Source organism: Halobacillus sp. K22, assembly GCF_052246795.1.
GTDB lineage: Bacteria > Bacillota > Bacilli > Bacillales > Halobacillaceae > Halobacillus.
The window spans coordinates 218,843-237,587 of record NZ_JBQQCN010000002.1 but is presented as its reverse complement, the minus strand read 5'-3'; the positions used below and the strand labels follow the sequence as shown (position 1 = coordinate 237,587).

The 18,745-nt window shown below is 41.6% G+C and carries 20 protein-coding genes; 14 read left to right on the top strand and 6 right to left on the bottom strand.

The features are described 5' to 3' along the window. Positions 1–13: 13 nt before the first annotated feature. From ACTWPM_RS02865 to ACTWPM_RS02845, 5 genes are read left to right on the top strand one after another with little or no spacing between them, the layout of a single operon-like run. Complete coding sequence (locus ACTWPM_RS02865) at positions 14–1,324, top strand: ABC transporter substrate-binding protein (protein WP_443131556.1); 1,311 nt, start codon at positions 14–16, stop codon at positions 1,322–1,324. Further along, entirely contained in the window at positions 1,325–2,203 is an 879-nt protein-coding gene (locus ACTWPM_RS02860) for a carbohydrate ABC transporter permease (protein ID WP_443131555.1), read from the top strand. Next, on the top strand, positions 2,190–3,020 hold the full coding sequence (locus ACTWPM_RS02855) for a carbohydrate ABC transporter permease (protein ID WP_443131554.1): 831 nt from the start codon (positions 2,190–2,192) through the stop codon (positions 3,018–3,020). The genes ACTWPM_RS02860 and ACTWPM_RS02855 overlap by 14 nt, the downstream gene beginning before the upstream one ends. A 13-nt stretch (positions 3,021–3,033) precedes the next feature. Next, the gene (locus tag ACTWPM_RS02850; protein WP_443131553.1) at positions 3,034–3,825 is read left to right on the top strand and encodes a sugar phosphate isomerase/epimerase family protein; all 792 of its coding nucleotides are present in this window, start codon (positions 3,034–3,036) and stop codon (positions 3,823–3,825) included. A gap of 12 nt (positions 3,826–3,837) precedes the next feature. Next, positions 3,838–4,914, top strand: coding sequence for a Gfo/Idh/MocA family protein (locus ACTWPM_RS02845; protein WP_443131552.1), 1,077 nt, complete (start codon positions 3,838–3,840; stop codon positions 4,912–4,914). 374 nt (positions 4,915–5,288) lie between these two features. On the opposite strand, the gene ACTWPM_RS02840 is transcribed toward ACTWPM_RS02845, so the two are convergent. After that, on the bottom strand, positions 5,289–5,903 hold the full coding sequence (locus ACTWPM_RS02840; RefSeq protein WP_443131551.1) for a hypothetical protein: 615 nt from the start codon (positions 5,901–5,903) through the stop codon (positions 5,289–5,291). 300 nt (positions 5,904–6,203) lie between these two features. On the opposite strand from ACTWPM_RS02840, the gene ACTWPM_RS02835 reads away from it, so the two are divergent. The 5 genes from ACTWPM_RS02835 to ACTWPM_RS02815 all read left to right on the top strand — a co-directional run bounded on the left by ACTWPM_RS02835 (position 6,204) and on the right by ACTWPM_RS02815 (position 9,937). Then, positions 6,204–6,881: a hypothetical protein gene (locus tag ACTWPM_RS02835; RefSeq protein ID WP_443131550.1), complete on the top strand. Its 678-nt coding sequence runs from the start codon at positions 6,204–6,206 to the stop codon at positions 6,879–6,881. A 167-nt stretch (positions 6,882–7,048) separates the two neighbouring features. Next, positions 7,049–7,816 (top strand): DnaD domain-containing protein, encoded by a 768-nt coding sequence (locus ACTWPM_RS02830; protein WP_443131549.1) that lies wholly within the window; start codon positions 7,049–7,051, stop codon positions 7,814–7,816. Continuing rightward, on the top strand, positions 7,813–8,145 hold the full coding sequence (locus tag ACTWPM_RS02825) for a hypothetical protein (protein WP_443131548.1): 333 nt from the start codon (positions 7,813–7,815) through the stop codon (positions 8,143–8,145). The genes ACTWPM_RS02830 and ACTWPM_RS02825 overlap by 4 nt, the downstream gene beginning before the upstream one ends. Next, a complete protein-coding gene (dnaB, locus tag ACTWPM_RS02820; protein ID WP_443131547.1) occupies positions 8,135–9,391 on the top strand; it encodes a replicative DNA helicase in 1,257 nt (418 codons plus the stop codon). The genes ACTWPM_RS02825 and dnaB overlap by 11 nt, the downstream gene beginning before the upstream one ends. 222 nt (positions 9,392–9,613) lie before the next feature. Beyond that, positions 9,614–9,937, top strand: coding sequence for a VanZ family protein (locus ACTWPM_RS02815; RefSeq protein WP_443131546.1), 324 nt, complete (start codon positions 9,614–9,616; stop codon positions 9,935–9,937). 343 nt (positions 9,938–10,280) lie between these two features. Here the strand turns inward: ACTWPM_RS02815 and ACTWPM_RS02810 are convergent, their stop codons facing one another. After that, positions 10,281–10,436 carry a hypothetical protein gene (locus ACTWPM_RS02810; RefSeq protein ID WP_443131545.1) on the bottom strand — a complete coding sequence of 52 codons (156 nt, stop codon included), beginning with the start codon at positions 10,434–10,436 and terminating at the stop codon, positions 10,281–10,283. 36 nt (positions 10,437–10,472) lie between these two features. Then, positions 10,473–11,363, bottom strand: coding sequence for a hypothetical protein (locus ACTWPM_RS02805; RefSeq protein WP_443131544.1), 891 nt, complete (start codon positions 11,361–11,363; stop codon positions 10,473–10,475). A 385-nt stretch (positions 11,364–11,748) separates the two neighbouring features. Between ACTWPM_RS02805 and ACTWPM_RS02800 the strand changes: the two genes are divergently transcribed. Next, complete coding sequence (locus tag ACTWPM_RS02800) at positions 11,749–11,925, top strand: hypothetical protein (RefSeq protein ID WP_443131543.1); 177 nt, start codon at positions 11,749–11,751, stop codon at positions 11,923–11,925. Between the two features lie 749 nt (positions 11,926–12,674). Here ACTWPM_RS02800 and ACTWPM_RS02795 read toward each other — a convergent pair. Next, complete coding sequence (locus ACTWPM_RS02795; RefSeq protein ID WP_443131542.1) at positions 12,675–13,847, bottom strand: iron-containing alcohol dehydrogenase; 1,173 nt, start codon at positions 13,845–13,847, stop codon at positions 12,675–12,677. 433 nt (positions 13,848–14,280) lie between these two features. Here ACTWPM_RS02795 and ACTWPM_RS02790 point away from each other — a divergent pair, with 433 nt between their 5' ends. After that, complete coding sequence (locus ACTWPM_RS02790) at positions 14,281–14,454, top strand: hypothetical protein (RefSeq protein WP_443131541.1); 174 nt, start codon at positions 14,281–14,283, stop codon at positions 14,452–14,454. Between the two features lie 102 nt (positions 14,455–14,556). Here the strand turns inward: ACTWPM_RS02790 and ACTWPM_RS02785 are convergent, their stop codons facing one another. Both ACTWPM_RS02785 and ACTWPM_RS02780 read right to left on the bottom strand, forming a co-directional pair. After that, positions 14,557–15,675 (bottom strand): MFS transporter, encoded by a 1,119-nt coding sequence (locus ACTWPM_RS02785; RefSeq protein WP_443131540.1) that lies wholly within the window; start codon positions 15,673–15,675, stop codon positions 14,557–14,559. 160 nt (positions 15,676–15,835) lie between these two features. Continuing rightward, positions 15,836–16,387, bottom strand: coding sequence for a TetR/AcrR family transcriptional regulator (locus ACTWPM_RS02780; RefSeq protein ID WP_443131539.1), 552 nt, complete (start codon positions 16,385–16,387; stop codon positions 15,836–15,838). Positions 16,388–17,144: 757 nt separating this feature from the next. Between ACTWPM_RS02780 and ACTWPM_RS02775 the strand changes: the two genes are divergently transcribed. Together ACTWPM_RS02775 and ACTWPM_RS02770 are read left to right on the top strand one after the other, a co-directional pair. After that, on the top strand, positions 17,145–17,357 hold the full coding sequence (locus ACTWPM_RS02775) for a hypothetical protein (RefSeq protein WP_443131538.1): 213 nt from the start codon (positions 17,145–17,147) through the stop codon (positions 17,355–17,357). 410 nt (positions 17,358–17,767) lie between these two features. Next, positions 17,768–18,145, top strand: coding sequence for a hypothetical protein (locus ACTWPM_RS02770; protein ID WP_443131537.1), 378 nt, complete (start codon positions 17,768–17,770; stop codon positions 18,143–18,145). Positions 18,146–18,745 lie beyond the last annotated feature (600 nt).

Here is an 18,745-nt window from a genome sequence, read left to right as displayed (position 1 = left end):
AGGGGAGAATAAAATGAAAAAGTTATGCTTCGTGTTACTTCTTATGATTAGTGGATTGATTATTTCGGGGTGTCAGTCGGATAGTAGTGGAGAGGGAAACAGCTCAGACGGTGAAGTGGAGTTTGAGTTCTGGGCAGCTCCGAACCCGACGCAGGAAGCTTTTTGGGAAGACATGGCTCAACAGTACATGGAGGAAGAGGATGGAGTAAGTATCAAAGTTACTCCTATGCCAGAAAGTCCTTCATCAGAGGCTGGAATTCAGTCCGCCATTGCAGCAGGAAATGCGCCGGCTATTTCGGAAAATATATCAAGAGGATTTGCAGCTCAATTGGCTGCCAGTAGTGCCATTGTTCCTTTCGATGAATTTGATGGGTACGATAATCTAATTCAGGAACGTCAAATGGAAGAAACGATGTCCTCATGGACGTTTGCGGATGACCAACAATTCGTACTACCGGTTTATTCGAATCCTATGCTTTTCGCTTGGAGAACCGATATCTTAGCGGAACTTGGCTTTGAGGAAGCACCTCGTACTTATGATGAAGTATTAAAAGCAGGAGAAAAGTTAAAGGCGGAGTACCCGGAGAAATTTCTTTGGTCAAGAGCAGATCTTGTTAAACCTACGTGGCATGCTAGGTGGTTTGATTTCTTCATGTTATATAATGCGGCTTCGGATGGAAACAACTTTGTAGAAGATAACAAATTAGTCGCCGATAATGAAGCTGCAGTCAAGACGTTTAAATTTTTTAGTCAAATGGCTGAAGGCGATATGCTATTAACTCGTGAAGCAACAGATCCATTTGAGTCAGGCGATTCCATTATGATGGATATTGGCCCGTGGACGTTCTCTTACTGGGACGAGAAGTTCCCGGAAATGGTAGAAGGTGAAACTTATGAGCTTACCATGCCGCCTGTACCTAGTGAAGAAGGTACAGAAAATCCTAAAACGTTTGCTGATACGAAAGGTTTATCTATTTATGCATCTGCAACAAAAGAACAACAACAGGCTGCCTTTGATTTCGTGAATTGGGTCTTTTCTAATCCAGAAAATGATTTAAAGTGGTTTGAAAAGACTAATCTCCCGCCAGCTCGAGATGACTTAGCAACGAACGATGCTTTTACTGACTTCTTGGGGGAGAATCCAGAACTGAAGAAGTATGCTGATAATATTCCAAATGCTGTCCCCCCTATTGCTAGTGAAAAGACGGCAGAGGTGCAAGAATTAATCGGGACGGAAGGGTTAAATCCTGTGGTTAAAGGGGAGAAAGAAGCGCAACAGGCATGGGAAGATGTGAGGAGCGCCATTGACGGGGTGTTGAAGTAGATGGAAAAAAGTACAGCGAGGTTGGGTTGGCTATTTGCCAGCCCTTACCTCATCTATTCCCTCATATTCTTCTTATTCCCGTTACTGTGGGCAACGTATCTAGCTTTTACCAACTGGGATTTAATTTCACCAGATTATGAATTCGTAGGTATATCAAACTTTATCGAAGCATTTTTTAGTGAAAGTGTAAGAGCGGCATTTTTTGTTACTTATAAATTTTTGGGAATGTTTGTCCCGATTGTCGTAGGTGGAGCTTTAATGCTTGCGATGATCATCCATACGCTTCCAAGATTTAAAGGCTTGTTTTCCGTCGCTTTCTTTTTACCATACTTAGCATCGGGAGTAGCTTCAGCAATTATCGTGAATGGTGTGCTTTCCTACAATAGTCCATTTAATACTTGGTTGCGAGGATCTTTCGGACTTGATATTGACTGGCTGGGCTCATCCATATTGGCCCCATTAATTATTGCTCTTATGATGGCATGGAAATTCGCTGGGTACTATGCACTTTTATTTGTTGCTGGCCTTGAAAGCATCCCTAAAGATATATACGAGGCAGCCGAAATTGATGGAGCGGTGGGCTTTAAGAAGTTCTGGTACGTCACCCTGCCAATGCTTTACCCTTCCTTTTATACCGTTACGATATTGGCGGTTGGGCTGATGTTCGGGATTTTTACTGAGCCATATGTTTTAACTGGTGGTGGTCCTGACTTGGCGACCCACACGTGGCAGTTAGAAATTTATAGTCAGGCGTTTGAACGACTTAACGCAGGTTATGGAACAGCAATTGCGGTTATTAATTCTATTGTGACCTTTGGTTCCATCCTAGTATTTCGAAAAGTTTTAGAGAAGTGGGGTGCCAGACATGGCTGGGAATAATAAGATCAAATTAACTCTTCTATATATACTGGCTTTCAGTGTGCTTATATTGATGATTGCCCCTTATATTTATATGGTTCTAGGTTCTTTTGCCGCATGGGATCAAGTTGATCGAAAAATTATCCCGACCGAGTTTACCTTACGTTCGTATGAATGGTTATTTTTTGGAGGGGAAGGGGCCAATGCCAGACCATGGATGCGATCTTTTTTTAATAGTATTTTCGTAAGTACAACATCAGCTGTATTAATGATTGTTACCGCATTATTCGTCTCATATTCCTTAGCGAAACTTAAATTTAAAGGGAATCGAGTTATTAATAATGTTATTCTCTTTCAAATGTTTTACCCGGCAGTTATTCTATTGATTCCGTTGTTCTTGATCATTCGATACTTCGGAATGTACGACACCTACTGGGCAATGATTCTGCCTAAAGCCGTAAACCTATGGGCAATTTTTATGTACACGAACTTCTTTAGAGGGTTGCCGGATGAACTGATCGAAGCAGCGAAAATCGACGGAGCTAGCCAGTGGAAGATTGTTTGGAAAATTGTCCTACCGATGTCGAAATCGATTACGACAATCATCTTCCTGTTCGTGTTTATGGAGAGGTGGGTGGAACTATTATGGGATATGATCGTAGTGAATAGCGAAGATATGCTAACACTTAACGTGTTGTTAGCTCAAATGTTCGGTCCATATGGTGGGTATCCTGGGCCGATGTACGCAGCATCGGTGCTGTTAACGCTTCCAATTCTCATATTATTTATTATCTTTAGTAAGAACTTCAAGAAAGGCATGCAGTTTGTGTTGAAGTGATGGCATATACGAGGTGGGCAGTCAGTGGCTTACTGGTACCAAAAAGGAGGAGACACGTATTGCACAGATAGGATTACAACTGTATTCGTTAAAGGATTTAACTGAGCAAGACTTTTTACGAACATTGGGTAAGGTCTCTGAAGTAGGGTATGATGGTGTCGAGTTTGCTGGGTATTTTGATATACCCAGTCTTGAATTGAAGAAGAACTTGGACAACTTAGGTTTAAAGGCAGCGGGTAGTCATATTGGAATTCACGATTTAGAGAAGAATTTAGGGCCGACTATTCAGTACTCTCTTGAGATTAACAGTCCTTATATTATTTGTCCCGGACTTCCGGAAGAGTATAGAAATAATGCAGATGCTTATAAGCGGACGGCAGAGTTATTTAATAAGATTGGACAAACGTGTAGTGAGCACGGATTGTTTTTCGGTTATCACAATCATCACGTGGAATTCGAAAAGCATGACGGGGAATATGGATTAGATATTCTAGTAGACAATACCGAACGTAACAATCTATTTATAGAGCTTGATACCTATTGGGCAGAAGTTTGTGGACTGAAATCAGTGGATTTTATGGAGAAATATGAGGATCGTTGTAAAATCCTTCATATGAAGGACATGAACAATTGGATTGATCAAAAAAATGTAGAAGTAGGCACTGGGATTATGAATTTTGAGACCATTGTTGAATATGGTCAAGCGAATGGAATTGAGTGGTATACGGTCGAGCAAGAGGAATACGATCAAGATCCTCTTAAGAGTGTCGAAGAAAGCCTGAAATACTTACGTGGAATCGTGTAGGAGGTTAGAGAAGTGGACAAAGTAAAGATTGGTATTATCGGCTGTGGAGGTATAGCGAACGGCAAACAAATGCCAAGTTTAGCAAAGCTTGATACGGTCCAGCTCGTAGCTTTTTGTGATTTAGTCGAAGCTCGCGCCACAGAAGCGGTAGAGAATTATGGTGTAAATGACGCTCAAGTTTACACTAACTATAAAGACTTATTAAAAGATGCAAGCATAGACGTCGTTCATGTTTGTACACCGAATAAATCCCATGCCCGCATTTCCATTGATGCCTTAGAAGCAGACAAGCATGTCATGTGTGAAAAGCCGATGGCAAAAACCGCAGCAGAAGCAAGATCTATGGTGGAAGCTGCCAAGCGAACAGGGAAGAAACTATCCATTGGGTACAACAATCGCTTTCGTAATGACTCCCAATACTTAAAACAAGTTTGCAAGAATGGAGAGCTTGGAGAAATCTACTTCGCCAAATCCCACGCCATCCGCAGGCGCGCCGTTCCGACTTGGGGAGTATTTTTAAATGAAGAAGAACAAGGTGGCGGACCACTGATAGATATCGGTACGCACGCTCTAGATCTAACATTATGGCTGATGGATAACTATGAAGTAAAGAGTGTCATGGGAAACGTCTACCATAAACTATCGGATAAAGAAAATGCAGCCAATGCATTTGGACCATGGGATCCAAAAGAATTTAACGTAGAGGATTCCGCCTTCGGTTTCCTTACCATGAAAAATGGAGCAACGGTTATCCTCGAATCAAGTTGGGCACTAAATACGCTCGACATCGATGAAGCAAAAAGCACACTATGCGGAACAGAAGCAGGAGCGGATATGAAAGATGGGTTAAGGATTAACGGAGAAAAGTACGGAAAACTATATACTACTAAGCCAGAGCTTGATGCTAGTGGCGTAGCTTTTTATAGCGGTGATGATGAAAGTGACAGTGATCGCGAAGCTAGGTTGTGGATTGAAAGCATCTTGAATGATACAGAGCCTGAAGTTACGCCTGAACAGGCGGCCGTGGTAAGTGAGGTTCTGGAGGCGATCTATGAATCGGCGAGGACAGGGCAGGCGGTTTATTTATAGAGTTTGTAGCACTCGCCTATTGGGTCTCCCTATGAAATTGATTTAGAGTGATACGAATAAGAGTGCAGGCTGCAAATCCTGCGCTCTTATTTGTGATATCAGATATTATTGGTGTGATACGGTGGTTTCAAAAAGAGCGATAATCAATAGAAAGCTGCGAAAATTCAGAGGATGAAGTGAACATCGCAGTATGGAAGTGGGATCGGACCGTTCAATGTTTAGTTGATTGTGAGTTCAATGGTGAGCGGTGGGTATGTGCTTGTTAAGTTTGTAAAACATACATAAGAAATAAAAGCGACTTGAGTTAGTGGGCTAGGGTTATATATATATCGAGCATAACATACATAAAAAACACTCCATGAGCTGGAGTGTTTTTACTTAATATAGCCGTGGCTTCTCCGGATGCTCATGCCTTCAGAAAGGTCCTCGTCCCACGTAAGGATCCGTTCAACATCTTCGCATTCCGTCTGACCGAAGAATTTCTTCACTTTCTCCCGGAATTCATTATATCGAATCGAGTCCTGGCGCATTTTATAGTACGACTTCTTATAAACGTTCACGGCGTCTTCTATCGCGCATTCGTAATCGTGGCGCAGCTTTTGCAGTGCCTTGGAAGAAGCTTCATCATTATAAGCTTCAGCGGTTAAGTATAGCAAACGATCGACGATCTCAGACGGATGATTCTGGACCGGCGCATCCGGACAGGCTTCGTTTCTCGCCCGCAATTTCTTATCGAGGTCAAGAATCTCCTCTACCGTCTCTGAATTCTTTTGCTGGAAAATCATTTTTATTTTCAAGATCAGTTCGTTGTAACGGACAACTTCTGGACGAATATTTTCACTTGCTTCTTTATACATCTGAATCGCTTGGCCGAGGGCACATTCATAATCGTGACGCAGTTTCTGAATCTTAGGGGAGTCATAGCGGTCGTTATAAACCTCAACAGTAAAGTGAACCAGACGATCAACGATTTTTTGTGGTGTACTCATAGCTCCTCTTCCTTTCGCGTGACCTTCAACAACTGGGAAGGCCTCTCGGTTTGTTATGGATGATAGTGGTATATCCTATATTGCAGAGATGTAAACATTTATTGCATATTTATGTCGATTAGTGAGGAAGAAGTGCTATTTTTACGAGAAGTTGAGGTGCAAACGGACACTTTACCCCACAGATTTTATGACAAAAAATTCGATAGATTCAAAAATTCCCATGACGAAATTCCTCTCATCAATGGTATAATAGCCTATATCATATGAATAAATACACTTATGGGTATAGGGGGCATTATCATGAAGAAATTATGGTGGATCCTGGCAGCCTGTCTCTTCATGTTGGCTGCATGCGCACCAGATACAAATTCCAGCTCTGACTTAGCAGCAGAGAGTGGAGAGAAGAACCAGACGGAGGAACAGGCAGTCTCTGAGGAGGCAAGCTCATCCAATGAAGAAAAAGAAGAATCGGTCGAAGTAGATAAGAACGTGAAGGGTGTATCAGTTACGATTCCAAAATCATTCTTCGAGATTCAGAACCAGGACTTTGATCGAATTAAAGCAGAGGCCAAAGAAAAAGGTATTAATGAAGTCATTGATAATGGCAGTACCGTTACTTATAAAATGTCGCAATCCAAACATAAAGAATTAATGAAAGAGATGGAGAAGCAGATGACTGCAGCCATTGAAGAAATAAAGAATGAAGACAATTACTCGTCCATTCAGGATATTCAAGCGACTGAATCTTATTCCGAATTTATGTTGTCTGTAGACCGGGAAGAGTACGAAAACAGCCTGGATGGATTTGCGGTAATGGGACTTGGCGTGACGGGAATGCTGTATCAATTGTTTGATGGGGCTGGGCCGGAAGAATATGACGTCACGGTCAATGTGGTGGATGCCGAGAAGGAAGAGGTTTTTGATACGATTAAATATCCGGAGGCTTTTGAGTCTCTTAAGGATGTAAAAGTGGAATAAGGATCTCTTGTGACTCCCTTGCTGATGGGTTCAGCAGGGAGTTTTTGTGTATCTAATTTTTCAAATAAAAAAATTTAAAATTAAACGACACCAAATCATAAGTTCCTTCGATTATAGAATCGTAGGGGCTTATTTTTTATGCCTCAATCCAGAGGAGGACGATTGTCATGAATTATATTAAAGAGATTAACGCGTTTTACGATCGCATGGAATTGGATGGGCTGACCACTTCAGAGATTGTGCTTTGGCACACGCTGATGCATTTTCACAATAAAGCGGGCTGGCGGGAGGAAATTACGCTTGCAGCTACTTCCATCCTGGTGAAATCGGGTTTGACGGAGAGTGCTTTTAAACGGGCACGTAAGCAATTAAAGGAGAAGGGTTATCTTACTTTTCGCTCGGTAGGGAAAAATCAGGCTCCTATCTATCAGTTAATTACCCGTGAATATCCGGATAGCGGCCGACTGAGTGACGAGCTGGCGATCCACCAGGCGGACGTACAGATGGACGAGCAAGTGGACCAGCAAGCGAGCGAGCAGATGAACCAGTCAGCGGACGCATTAATTAAACAAAAAGAAACAAAACAAGACAAAACCATCGTGGTGAATACGCCCACAGAAAATCCGCACACCTTTTACGAACAGAACTTCGGGATGCTGAGTCCCCACATTGCGCAGTCCATTACGGAGTGGTGTAAGGATATGCCGGAGGAGCTGGTGCTGGAAGCGATGAAACGCGCGCTTCAACATAACAAGCCTTTTTTTCAGTACAGCGGAGGGATTTTAAAGCGCTGGCAGGCACGTGGGGTGAAGACGCTGGCGCAGGCTGAGGCGCTGGATCTGGAAGTGCGGCGGTCGTCCTCCGGTAAGCCGAAGGAAGACGCGCCGACAGTAGCGGAACTATATGAAGAGTGGCGAAAGGAGAATGAAGCATGAAGAGTCATGAAGCGATAGAAATTTTGGAGACGATGCAGGAAATGTACCCGGGGAAATTTGAGGTTACCCAGCGGATGATCAATACGGCCCTTCCGCAGTTGATGCAGATGGATTTTAAGGCGGTCATGGAAAAGCTTTCCCGCTATGCCTTTACGTCTCCATTTCCGCCGTCGTTTGCAGATATTGCGGTGTACCTGCCGGAGGAGAATGCCTATTTGGAGAAAATGAAGGTGTGGGAACAGGAAGCGGCAGAAGTGTCTGAAGAAACGAAGCGCCATTTTGAAGAAAAGTTGGAACAGTTCATGAGGAGGTTTTCAGATGATTCATAATCGTGAAGCAGAACAGTCGGTAATCGGCACGATTCTTTATGAAGGTACGTTGATGAAAGATGCAACCCTTTCAGCGGATCATTTTGCCGATCCGAGGCATCAGCTCATTTATCGAGCGATGCAGAAGGTGTACAAAACGGAGGCACCGGTCAATCTGGTGTCCGTTACAACGGAGTTGAATCATAAAATTACGGCGGTGGGAGGGGTCAGCTACTTAGCGGATCTTGCAGGCTCTGTACCGACGACGGAAGCATTCAAGCATGACCAGCGCCTGGTGCTCGAAGCTTTTCGGAATCGGAAAGGGAAAGAACATGCGCTCCGTTACATAGAGAATCCGAGTAATGAGTCACTCGAGGAGCTGTTGAAAAGTCTTGAAGATTACCGCGGAACGACGGTCAAGGAAGCACCTAGCACCTATGATACTTTGATGGAAATCGCCCGCGAAATGGTTCAGCCAAGAGAGTCGAGGATCACCGGTTATTCCACCGGCTATCCAGACCTTGACCAGATGACCGGCGGCAGTCAGAAAGGCGATCTGATGATTCTAGCCGGACGACCGTCGATGGGCAAGACCGCCTTTGCGCTGAACTTAGCTTCGCACCATTGCAAGACCGGTGGAGAGGTACACATATTTAGTTTGGAAATGGGACACAAGGAACTGCTGAAGCGGATGATATCCTGTGAAGCTGAGGTGGATGGGCAGAAATGGCGCTCGATGAAATTCTCTAATGAAGATTATGAACGCGCGATGACCGCCATTGGGGTAATGGCAGAATGGAACATGGTCATTCACGAGCGGGAGCGCACGGTAGCGGATATCCGGGCCGCCATTCGCCAGGCCGTACATAAAAATGAGGAAGCACGACCGCTTGTGATCATTGATTACCTGCAGCTCATGGCTTCTACGGCACGCTTCGAACGTCGGGATCTGGAGGTTGGGGCCATGACGAGGGAATTGAAACTGCTGGCTCGGGAACTGGAAGTGCCGATTGTTTTGTTGTCACAGTTATCCCGGGGCGTAGAGCAGCGTCAGGACAAGCGGCCGGTCATGTCCGATTTGCGGGAATCAGGAAACATAGAACAGGATGCGGACGTGATCGGATTTTTGTATAGGAATGATTATTATAACTGGAAGGCGGAGGATCAGGATCGGGTCGAGTTTCTGTTAAGTAAACAGCGGAATGGTCCGGTGGGGATGGTAGGGCTCAGGTTTATGAAAGAGTACGGGAAATTTACAGGCGTGTAGGGTGCATTCCTTTTCCTACGGTCGATCTGCGCCTTGAGGGTGACAGCGTATAAAACTCTAGTCTCTTTTCTATAATAATAGAAAGCTCTCATTACGGCAGGAGATGAAGAACGTGATAAGAAGAGTATTGATAACGCTTCTCCCTTTGATTTACATGGGGATGATCTGGCTCCAATCCAGCTACTCTATACAAACGATTAAGAGATTTCTGGGGTTACTCAAATGAATACGGTTCTTGAGATGATGCATTTTGTGGAATTCGCCATGCTTTATGTTCTACTCATCGCAGCTTTAGGTGTGAATCATAGATTAACGAAGGTAACCAGCTGTTTGGCTGCTTTATTTTCTATCCTGTACGGGGTGGGAGATGAGTTTCACCAATTATTTGTGCCAGGGCGATCTTTTACATTGATAGATTTGGTAAAGGATACAGTCGGGGTAGTCACCGTATGGGGGATATTTCATGCTTTCTATTTTAAAAGGAAAGTGACTGCTTCATGTGTGGAGCATCCTGAGTCTCACCCGCTCGTTAAACCCTGGGAGTAAATGGATGATCATTCAGCAGTTGTAACCTGTGAACCACAGATTTTATGGTTAATGAAAACTCCGTAACATACAATACTAACAGGAGTATGACAGGAGGAATGAAAGTGGGCGAGGATTATTTAAGGAAGCGGGTTAAGCTCTTTATTGATCAGGTCACAGGGAAAGTCACACCCCCAGTTCCAATCAAGAAAACTCCCCAGCTCAGCTTCTGGAGGAAATGGCTGAGAAAAAGGGCTTCTAAGGACTCGTTCTAGCCATTGTTTGTACCTATCGCCTTGTTAGACACAAAAAAACCCCGTGCTGATATGATCCCCGGGTCTCCATTGAGAAGATCAGACTACTTTTAGTGGGTATTCGTCTCTTTCCATTGTTCACGCAAATACTTTAACAAGCTTGAAGAACCATCCTGGTTAGGCTGGTTCTTTTTAATGCGGCCTTGACGTCTCCGGACAAACTCTTCGGCTTTCTCCTCTGGCGATCCTTTATCCTTGCCGTTCACCGTACCATCTCCTCACTCTCATTGGCAGACCAGTTTTTATTGGTTCTCGATTACTTCGTCCTTATCCAAGTAATACGTGATCATTAATTCTTCATACAAAATCTTAGAGTAGTTTATAATGCTTTGAAGGGCATCGACATCGTATTGTTCAAATGGTAAGTCGAACCCTGTTTTCATAACGATAATAATATGATCCTCTGTATCTACCTTGTACTGACCTTCGGATTCTCCTTCAAATTCCTTCTCAAAATACGCTAACCCGACTAATGTATTTTCTCCATTGATTAAACGATTCGTGTATACAGCTTGCTGTGTCTTCTTATTTCTTAGGAGGAACTTATACAAGCGCCTTGTATTCTGATCCATTTTTTCGGTGTTGCCCAAAATAAACAATTCGGATTGTAAATCTGGATAAAAAACGCGTATGTACTCCCGGTAGTCAGAAGCTAAATAACTGATGATCTCCTGCTGTACGGTGTGTTCTTCCATTCTCCTTTTGAACGACTTCTTGTCTTCGTAAATGTCGCACAAGATTTCGATGTTCTGTTCAAGCATGGAGGAAATGAATGTGAATCGCTGCTGGATTCTCGACTCTTGAAGGGAAGTGTCACTTATATCAACTTCCAATTTATTAATTTTCACTTTTTTAATCATCGATAAAGACATCCATATAACAAACGAGCCTCCGGCCAGAATCAGAACCATTGCTAACATCCCTATAATAAAAGGGATATTGGCCATGTGTTCAATGATCGTTGCAGGTGAAGCGAACATGGGGGTTTTCCAATAGTTCCAGAACGTATAACCGCCTACCCCTGCAGCTAATAGAAAAAATATAGTTATGGAAATGGAGTAGATGCTTTTCTGGTGATTTTCAAGCCAGTCGATAAAGCGATCCACGCGTCGGAAGAACCAGTTTTTATACATAGAAACGCCTTCCTTCTGCCATGTTTATTTTTCCTTACTGTTTTATTCTATTTTACGTGACGGACAAACATGAAAGGAATTGTAGATATTGGGGAAGGAGGAAGGTGTAAATGTGTGAAAAACTAAAAAACAGAGCACAGGGAATCCCTGAGCTCTGTTTTACTTATTTGTTCGATTTGTTATTTACGCTTTAACAATCCTAGAAGGCGAGAATATCGAAATACTCGAAAGCGAATCTTCATCCGTGTTATTCCCTTGTTTTGGCGAGTATTATAATTTACTATTCCTGGTAACCACAAATTAAACGTGTATAACAGGTTTAGCATATGGAAATTAAAGTTACTTATGATAATATTAAATTAAGAATGAAAGGAGAGTGGAAGATATGGTAGCAAAAGAGACGCCTTTAAGAACCCAAAGAAAAAGAGAATCAAACAAAACTTCCCGTCACAGTACTGTGCCTCCTAGAAACCCGAACAAAAAACCAACAACAATTAATATGAAGCGTTCAATAGGACGCATGAGAGCCAAGGATATGGACGTAATTAGACACGCTAAATAAAATAAATGAAGAAGAGGAAGCATGATATATGTGCTTCCTCTTTTTAATGATACTTTTTCGAGAAATTGCATAAACTATACAAACTATCGAAAAAGGTGAGTTTTTAATATGAAAAAAAACCCGAAAAAATCTGTGCCTCAGAATCCAAACAAACGACCGTGTGTGGCAACAAATATAACCTTTTCGGTTCAAAAGGAAAATGAGGAATGGATTCGTCAGTTATCTAAAAAAACGTAGATAAAAATAAAAAATTTTGAACGGATGTGTAGAATTATAAGTCTTAATCACTTGGGAAAGCGTCGCAATGATCGCGATTGGAACGGTAAAAATTATGTACATAATGAGAAATGAAAGAACTCCTCCGATGTTTTTTGTGTTGCTTGTTATGATCACAGCAGTGATAAATAGAGCGGCAAACGTGAAACAGTGCCGAACATTTTTGTTCGTTACGAAACGAATAGACCACCGAAACAATTATACTAGCGATAACGAACCCTAAGACTACCCGTAGGAAGGGAAGTACTAACGTATCTGCCCCGCGTAATCAACTAGAAACTGGAGACAAGGATCGTGTGATTCCGGAATGAGGTTGCCTGTTTTTTCAAATGATCCCTCATACCTATGGATAACGGTATGGAATTCCAATATTTTGAAGAGATGGTGAAAACTCAATTTCCGCTATGATCAGCTGTAAAAAAAGAGCTCAGGGAAAATTCCCCCTGAGCTCTTTTGCTATTGATATTTGTTATTTACGCTTTAACTAGAGCTTCTTTGCCATAGTAAGAAGCTTTAAAGAGCTCTTTCATTTGCTCAAGAGAAGTCTCGCGGGGGTTGGTGCCCGTGCATGGATCTTCCATAGCATTTTCAGCCATTGTATCCAGATGCTTGTTGAACTCCTCTTCGGATACGCCGAAGTCCTGCAGGGTAGTTGCAAGACCGATGTCTTTGTTCAATTGATAGATATACTCGACTAGAGAATCAGTCAATTCAGCATCGTTGTTCCCTTGCAGGTTCAGGCGGCGAGCGATTTCAGCAAAACGATCTTCAACGACTTCACGGTTGAACTGAATCACGTAAGGCAGGTAGATCGCGTTCGCATAGCCATGCGGAATGCCGAACGTCGGACCACTTTTATGAGCAAGGCTGTGCACGTTACCAAGCACGGCGTTCGCAAAGGCCATGCCTGCCATTGCTTGAATAGTGTGCATCTTCTTACCAGCTTCGTGATCGCCTTTATAAGACGCAACCAGGTTATCTTTAATGACTTCAGCACCACCAAGGGACAGGATGTCTGTGTACATCGTGCGTGGTTTAGCCACATAAGCTTCGAGGGTGTGCGTGAACGCATCCATGCCGGTATAAGCAGCGATGTGCTGCGGCAGGTCTTCGATCATAACCGGGTCGATAATAGCAACATCCGGTGTCAGTTCAAAGTCAGCTAGTGGATATTTTACATTGGTTGTTTCATCGGCTACCACAGAAAGGTTGGATACTTCAGAACCACTTCCGCTTGTCGTCGGAATGCCGGCGTATTTCGCTTTCGTGCGAAGACGCGGTAGTTCAAATGGTTTAATCGCATCTTCAAAAGCAAGCTCCGGATGCTCATAATAGAGCCAGATTGCTTTGGCAGAATCCATCGCGGATCCGCCGCCGATACCGATGATCCAATCGGGCTGGAACTGTTCCAGATCTTTGGCGCCTTGTTTGACTACTTCAAACGTAGGCTCGGTATTGAAACCTTCGAATACTTCTGTTTCTATATTGGCAGCTGCCAGGTGTTCCTGTACCTTGGAAAGGTTTCCGTTTTGTTTAACAGAACCTCCGCCAATCACTAGCGCGGCCTTTTTTCCTTCAAAGGACTCTAATACTTCAAGTGCATTATCTTCGAAATAAATATCGCGTGGTATTGTAAAACGATTCATAGTAAAAATAGCCTCCTTAAGTTGGCATCGTTGATTATCGTTTCTGGGTAAAAAAATTGCCCCTGCCATTCGTCGAAGGGCAATGGAAAGTAATATTCCCATTCATTGATTTTTAAAACCTCTTCGATTGTTCGCAGGGTATCTGGGAAGTTTTTTCTATGGAGAAAATAACTTCCACAAGTGAGGAATTCCCTTTGTGTTTTCATTTAAACACTTTGATGTTCGAGAAGGGGAAGGGTTTGTTTCTTTGAATCTTGCTTTTTAGACATATATTGCATCACTTTTTCGTTAGTTTTAAAATTATATATAATTGATGAACTGTAAACACAATCTGATTTAACAACTAGCCCACTCTGTAGCTAAATTAACAGTTTAGAGAGTACAAGGAGTTACAGGAGTTTAAGGGAGAGTATAGAGGAAGGGACGAGGAGTTATGGCAACGGCATTGAAAATTATAGTAATACCTCTCTATGTTCTAGGAATGAGCTTATTAATAAATCCACTATTTAATGTGGATTTAAACTGGTTCGGACATATAGTAGTGGTCATTCCTCTTACATTGATGACTTACTATCAAGTTTTCTTTTACAATAAACGTAAAAAATAGTCCGTAAATTTACGGACTATTTTAATTTGAGTCTAGGATTTTCGATAAAAGCGGAGCGGCAAAATGCTTGATGGTGATGATCCAGTTTTGGGGAGTCCTGAGTTAGGCTGTCCGTAAAAACGAGCCTAAGATAGAGATGGCTCCAAAAACAGCGAAAGTCACCGCGTAACCGATCCCTTCAATCATACTGCCTGCAAGGATGGACCCGATCACCTGGCCTATGGACAGCATAAGGAAAGGTACACCTATACCTAAAGAAGCATTACTTTCGAATACACGGATTCCCCAGACAATGAGCAAGCCACACATAAATAAGTTAGAGGTGCCAAATAACGCAGCTGATCCTATTACAATTGGGATGCTGTCAGGTGCCCATGTAAGCAGAATCGAAGCTCCTCCCATCATCACAGCAAACAGGGTATAACTGGATTGAAGTCCAATGCGCTCGATAACGGTGCCGCCTAAACCACTGGTTATACCGAAGAGTCCAATCGTTACCCAGAACAGAGACAATACGAGCGTACTGAAGTCCCCGCTGCTTTCTATGAAGCTCCTCGAAAAAGTCCAAAAACATGCACTCGAAATCCCCATGAGAATAGCCCCGGTGATCATAGATTTAGCTCCCTCTAAACCTTTTGCCGATAATAGACCACGCTTGATTCTTAAGGAATCGTCAGGTTTTGGGATAATCCGGTAATTCCACCATAATACGATCAACGCAATAATGGCATACAGTACGTACGTGTATCGCCAATGAGGAGTCAACAGAATGGCTCCGACTCCTGTTGCGACTATACCCAGACTAGTACCAGAATTTATCCAAGTGTTTGCTTTTCCTTGTAAGGGTTCTTTTATCCAAAAGGCAATAGCTGCTCCGTACGGCGGAGACACGAGTCCTGTACTCCCCCCTGCCAGGAGAACCCCGGCAGCAAGCATCCATTCGTTTAAGGAAGCACTAATCATAAACATTCCACTAACAGCAAAACCACCTGCCAGCATAATCATAGGTTTAGGTCCTTTATTGGTGGTCATTACGATAGAGTAAATAATCGTAAAACAATAGGCAAGGTAAAATAGAGAAGAAATGATACCGGAAACTGTATCAGACATTTGAAATGAGTTGGAAATGTTAGGAAGTAATAATCCGAAACTATACCTTGCTAATCCATACGTGACAGCAATCATGGTTACGCCAGGAAAGACGAGTCTCGTAAAATTCATAAACGAAGATACTCCTTTTTCTTGAAACTTAGATAGAACGTTCTTTCTACCTGTATTAAAAATTTTTGATCCACACAAGCTGTATGAATACGTACCATGAACTCCTCTATATGGGGCAAGGATTTACTTATAGAAAAAACGGTATCCTATAGGATGCCGTTTACGTTTGGAAATGGGATTGAAGAGCTTTTGTCATGGTAACTGCATGTTCGGTGGCTTGTGTTGGATCTGTAATCTGGGTCATAGATGTAGCTCCTTCGATAATGAGAAGAAACTCATAAGCAAAGTTCTTATAATCTTTGATGTTGTTACTCATAGCAAGTTCCTCGAAATACTGCAGCACTTTAGATTTATGGTTTTTGGCAATATTCACAATGTTACTGTCTGTATCCTGATATACTTCAATGGCACGCAGGAACATACACCCTTGAGGGGATACTTCTTTTAAGAAAGCTCCGTGTAATTGTGCAATTCGTACAAATGGTTCGTTAGAATAGGCCCCGGATGTAGAGCGAATGTATGCCCAGTACCGCTCTTCCCGGTGCTTAATGGTCTCTTCTACAAGCGTGTTCTTAGAGGAAAAGTGATTATATAACGTCATCGTCGCAACATTTGCTTCTTTAACAATTTGTTTTAAACCTACTCCATGAAATCCATAATCATAAAATAGTTGTTCGGCAACATTTAATACTTGTTTACGTTTCTCACTCAATGGTTAAGCAAACCTCCTTTAGATAGAACGTTCATTCTATTTTCAAGTTAGCATCTATTAAAGTGAAAGTCAAAGTCAACAGAGGGAGGCTGTTTACCGAAAGATATAATGCAGCTCGACAAAGGGATCGTTTGATTACAATCATTGCCTGCCTATGTTTACTTTGGAATAATAGATGTGAGATCAAGTGAGCGAGGACCAAATATTTTGACTTGTTAAAGACTGGGGGGATTATTTGTTATATATCTATTTAGCAACTTTTATTTTAATAGTTGGTAGCTGGGCATGGTTTATTTATAACAAGGAAAAAGATAAACCATACTCATTATTAGTTTTAGTTTCGCTCGCATTGCCCTTTATATTGTTTACTGTCGGTACTAAGCTTGCTGAGTATACAGGCAGCAACAGTGGAATTTTTGTTTCAATCTTCCTTCTAATGATTCTGTTTGCGAACAGTATCATGTTAAATTTAACTATCTTTCTAGTTTCCTTAAAGAATAAAGGAAGAAGTACTATGAAACAGGACTGACTAATAGGCGAGTGGTTAAGTCATAGGGGTTAGGTTGAAGCGGAAGGAATTCACGGAAAAATCCTCTTGGGAAATAAGTTTAAAGGACAGGTATGGCTGTGCTAGCCGGTTCTTGTGGTTATAATTTCCATGTGGGTGTAGATTTGATACGCTTGATTTACATAATTTATTGATTAAGTAGTCACGAATTGAATCTTAATCATAGTGGTAACAAATAGGGGGATGTGAATGTTGTCGAAGAGGAAAACCACAACAGGAAAATGGCTTGTTTATTTAGGTTTGTGGATTTTTGCTGCTGGGTTTGCATTTAGTGAATTCATAGGAATCGAAGGTATGCCGGATATGTTAGAGTCGGCATCCATCCCCCTGGTAGTAATAGGATTAATGATGGTAATCCTATCAAACTTTTTTAATAAGAAAGGTTCAGATTTTAATAGTTGAGGATAGATCAATTATTATTCTGGCTCTATCGGTATTTCTGGGTATAATCGGCTTTGAAAAGAATGCTGGAAAAAAGCTTTTGCTTTTAGCTGCTTTAGGGACAGTAATAGCTATTATGTCCTGTTTTCTAATAGTTTCTATATTATTAATGTCGCATATGGCTTGATTCGAAACTATAGAATAATTTGACCTTTTTAGAAGGGTTAAGATCAATAGTATGGTTGCAGGACAGTTGGTATCGCTGTTTTCATTTGTAGCTATTCCGCTTTTGTTCCTAACAGTCATTGCATTACTGGTAAATGTAAAAAGACGAATAGAGAAAATAGAAAAGAAACTTAATCACATGCCTCCGAATGAAGAAGGAAGAAATAAGGGGAATACTTCATTAAATTAATAGGAGGAGAAGTTCTTTGAAAAGAAAGACAGTAGCGCAATTATCAGTTTTTATTATAGGTGGTTTACTATTTATTTTTTCTATTGAACTTCCTGTATTAGGTTTTAAGAAATTAGAGATTATAGAGGAAACTTCAACCCGTCAGGTAATTAGTTACAATTGGTATGGTAAGGAAATAAGTGAGCAGACCTTTCAAGGCGAGCCTAAAGAAGCACTTAACCTATTCCAAAAGCAAGACAGGCTTCAACAAAATCAAGTGTTGATAGTTGTTTTTGCCCTTATGACTTTGGCGCTATGGTGGAGCCGGGAGAGAAAACGTTATATATACGGCAGTGCCTTTCTATTTCTCCTCTTTGTAGTGATTGATATTATTTTAGTAAGCAAATTTAGTTAGAGTAGGATTTAAAACGTTCTTTATGAGGACGATTATTCCATAGGAGCAATCATCCTTTCGCTATATTTTGAGTCCACAGGTAATGTGAATTGAAGTTAAAGAAAGGGGAGATCAATATGAATTCAACAAAAGAACATCACAAGAGATCACCTTTTCAAGGTAGTAACCGTGAACTTTTTTATGTCGGTTACCTAATTCTCATTTCTTTTCTTTCAGTACAATTCCCCTTGACCCTTAAGTATCTCTTAATACCCATGCTAATCATTTTAGGATTGGATTTTTACTTTAATCATAAACGATTTAAAACAATAAAAATCAGTGTCGTTAGCATTTTAATTTTGCTGTTTATCTTTATATGATCTTTAAATTTCAACAAAGAAGCCCATCGATGAAAAGGTGGGCTTCTTTGTTATTATCCATCCATAATCAGGATTATGTAAAAAGGGAGCATAGAAGACTCCCTCCTCCCACAGTTACACAATCAAGAGATTGAGATAAAAATAATGAGGCAGACAACACGCTTCTTCTAATAAAGTAATGACAAGGGTGATTGTCTTACTCACAATTGGATTGCAACAAGCTATTGAATTAGAGTTAATT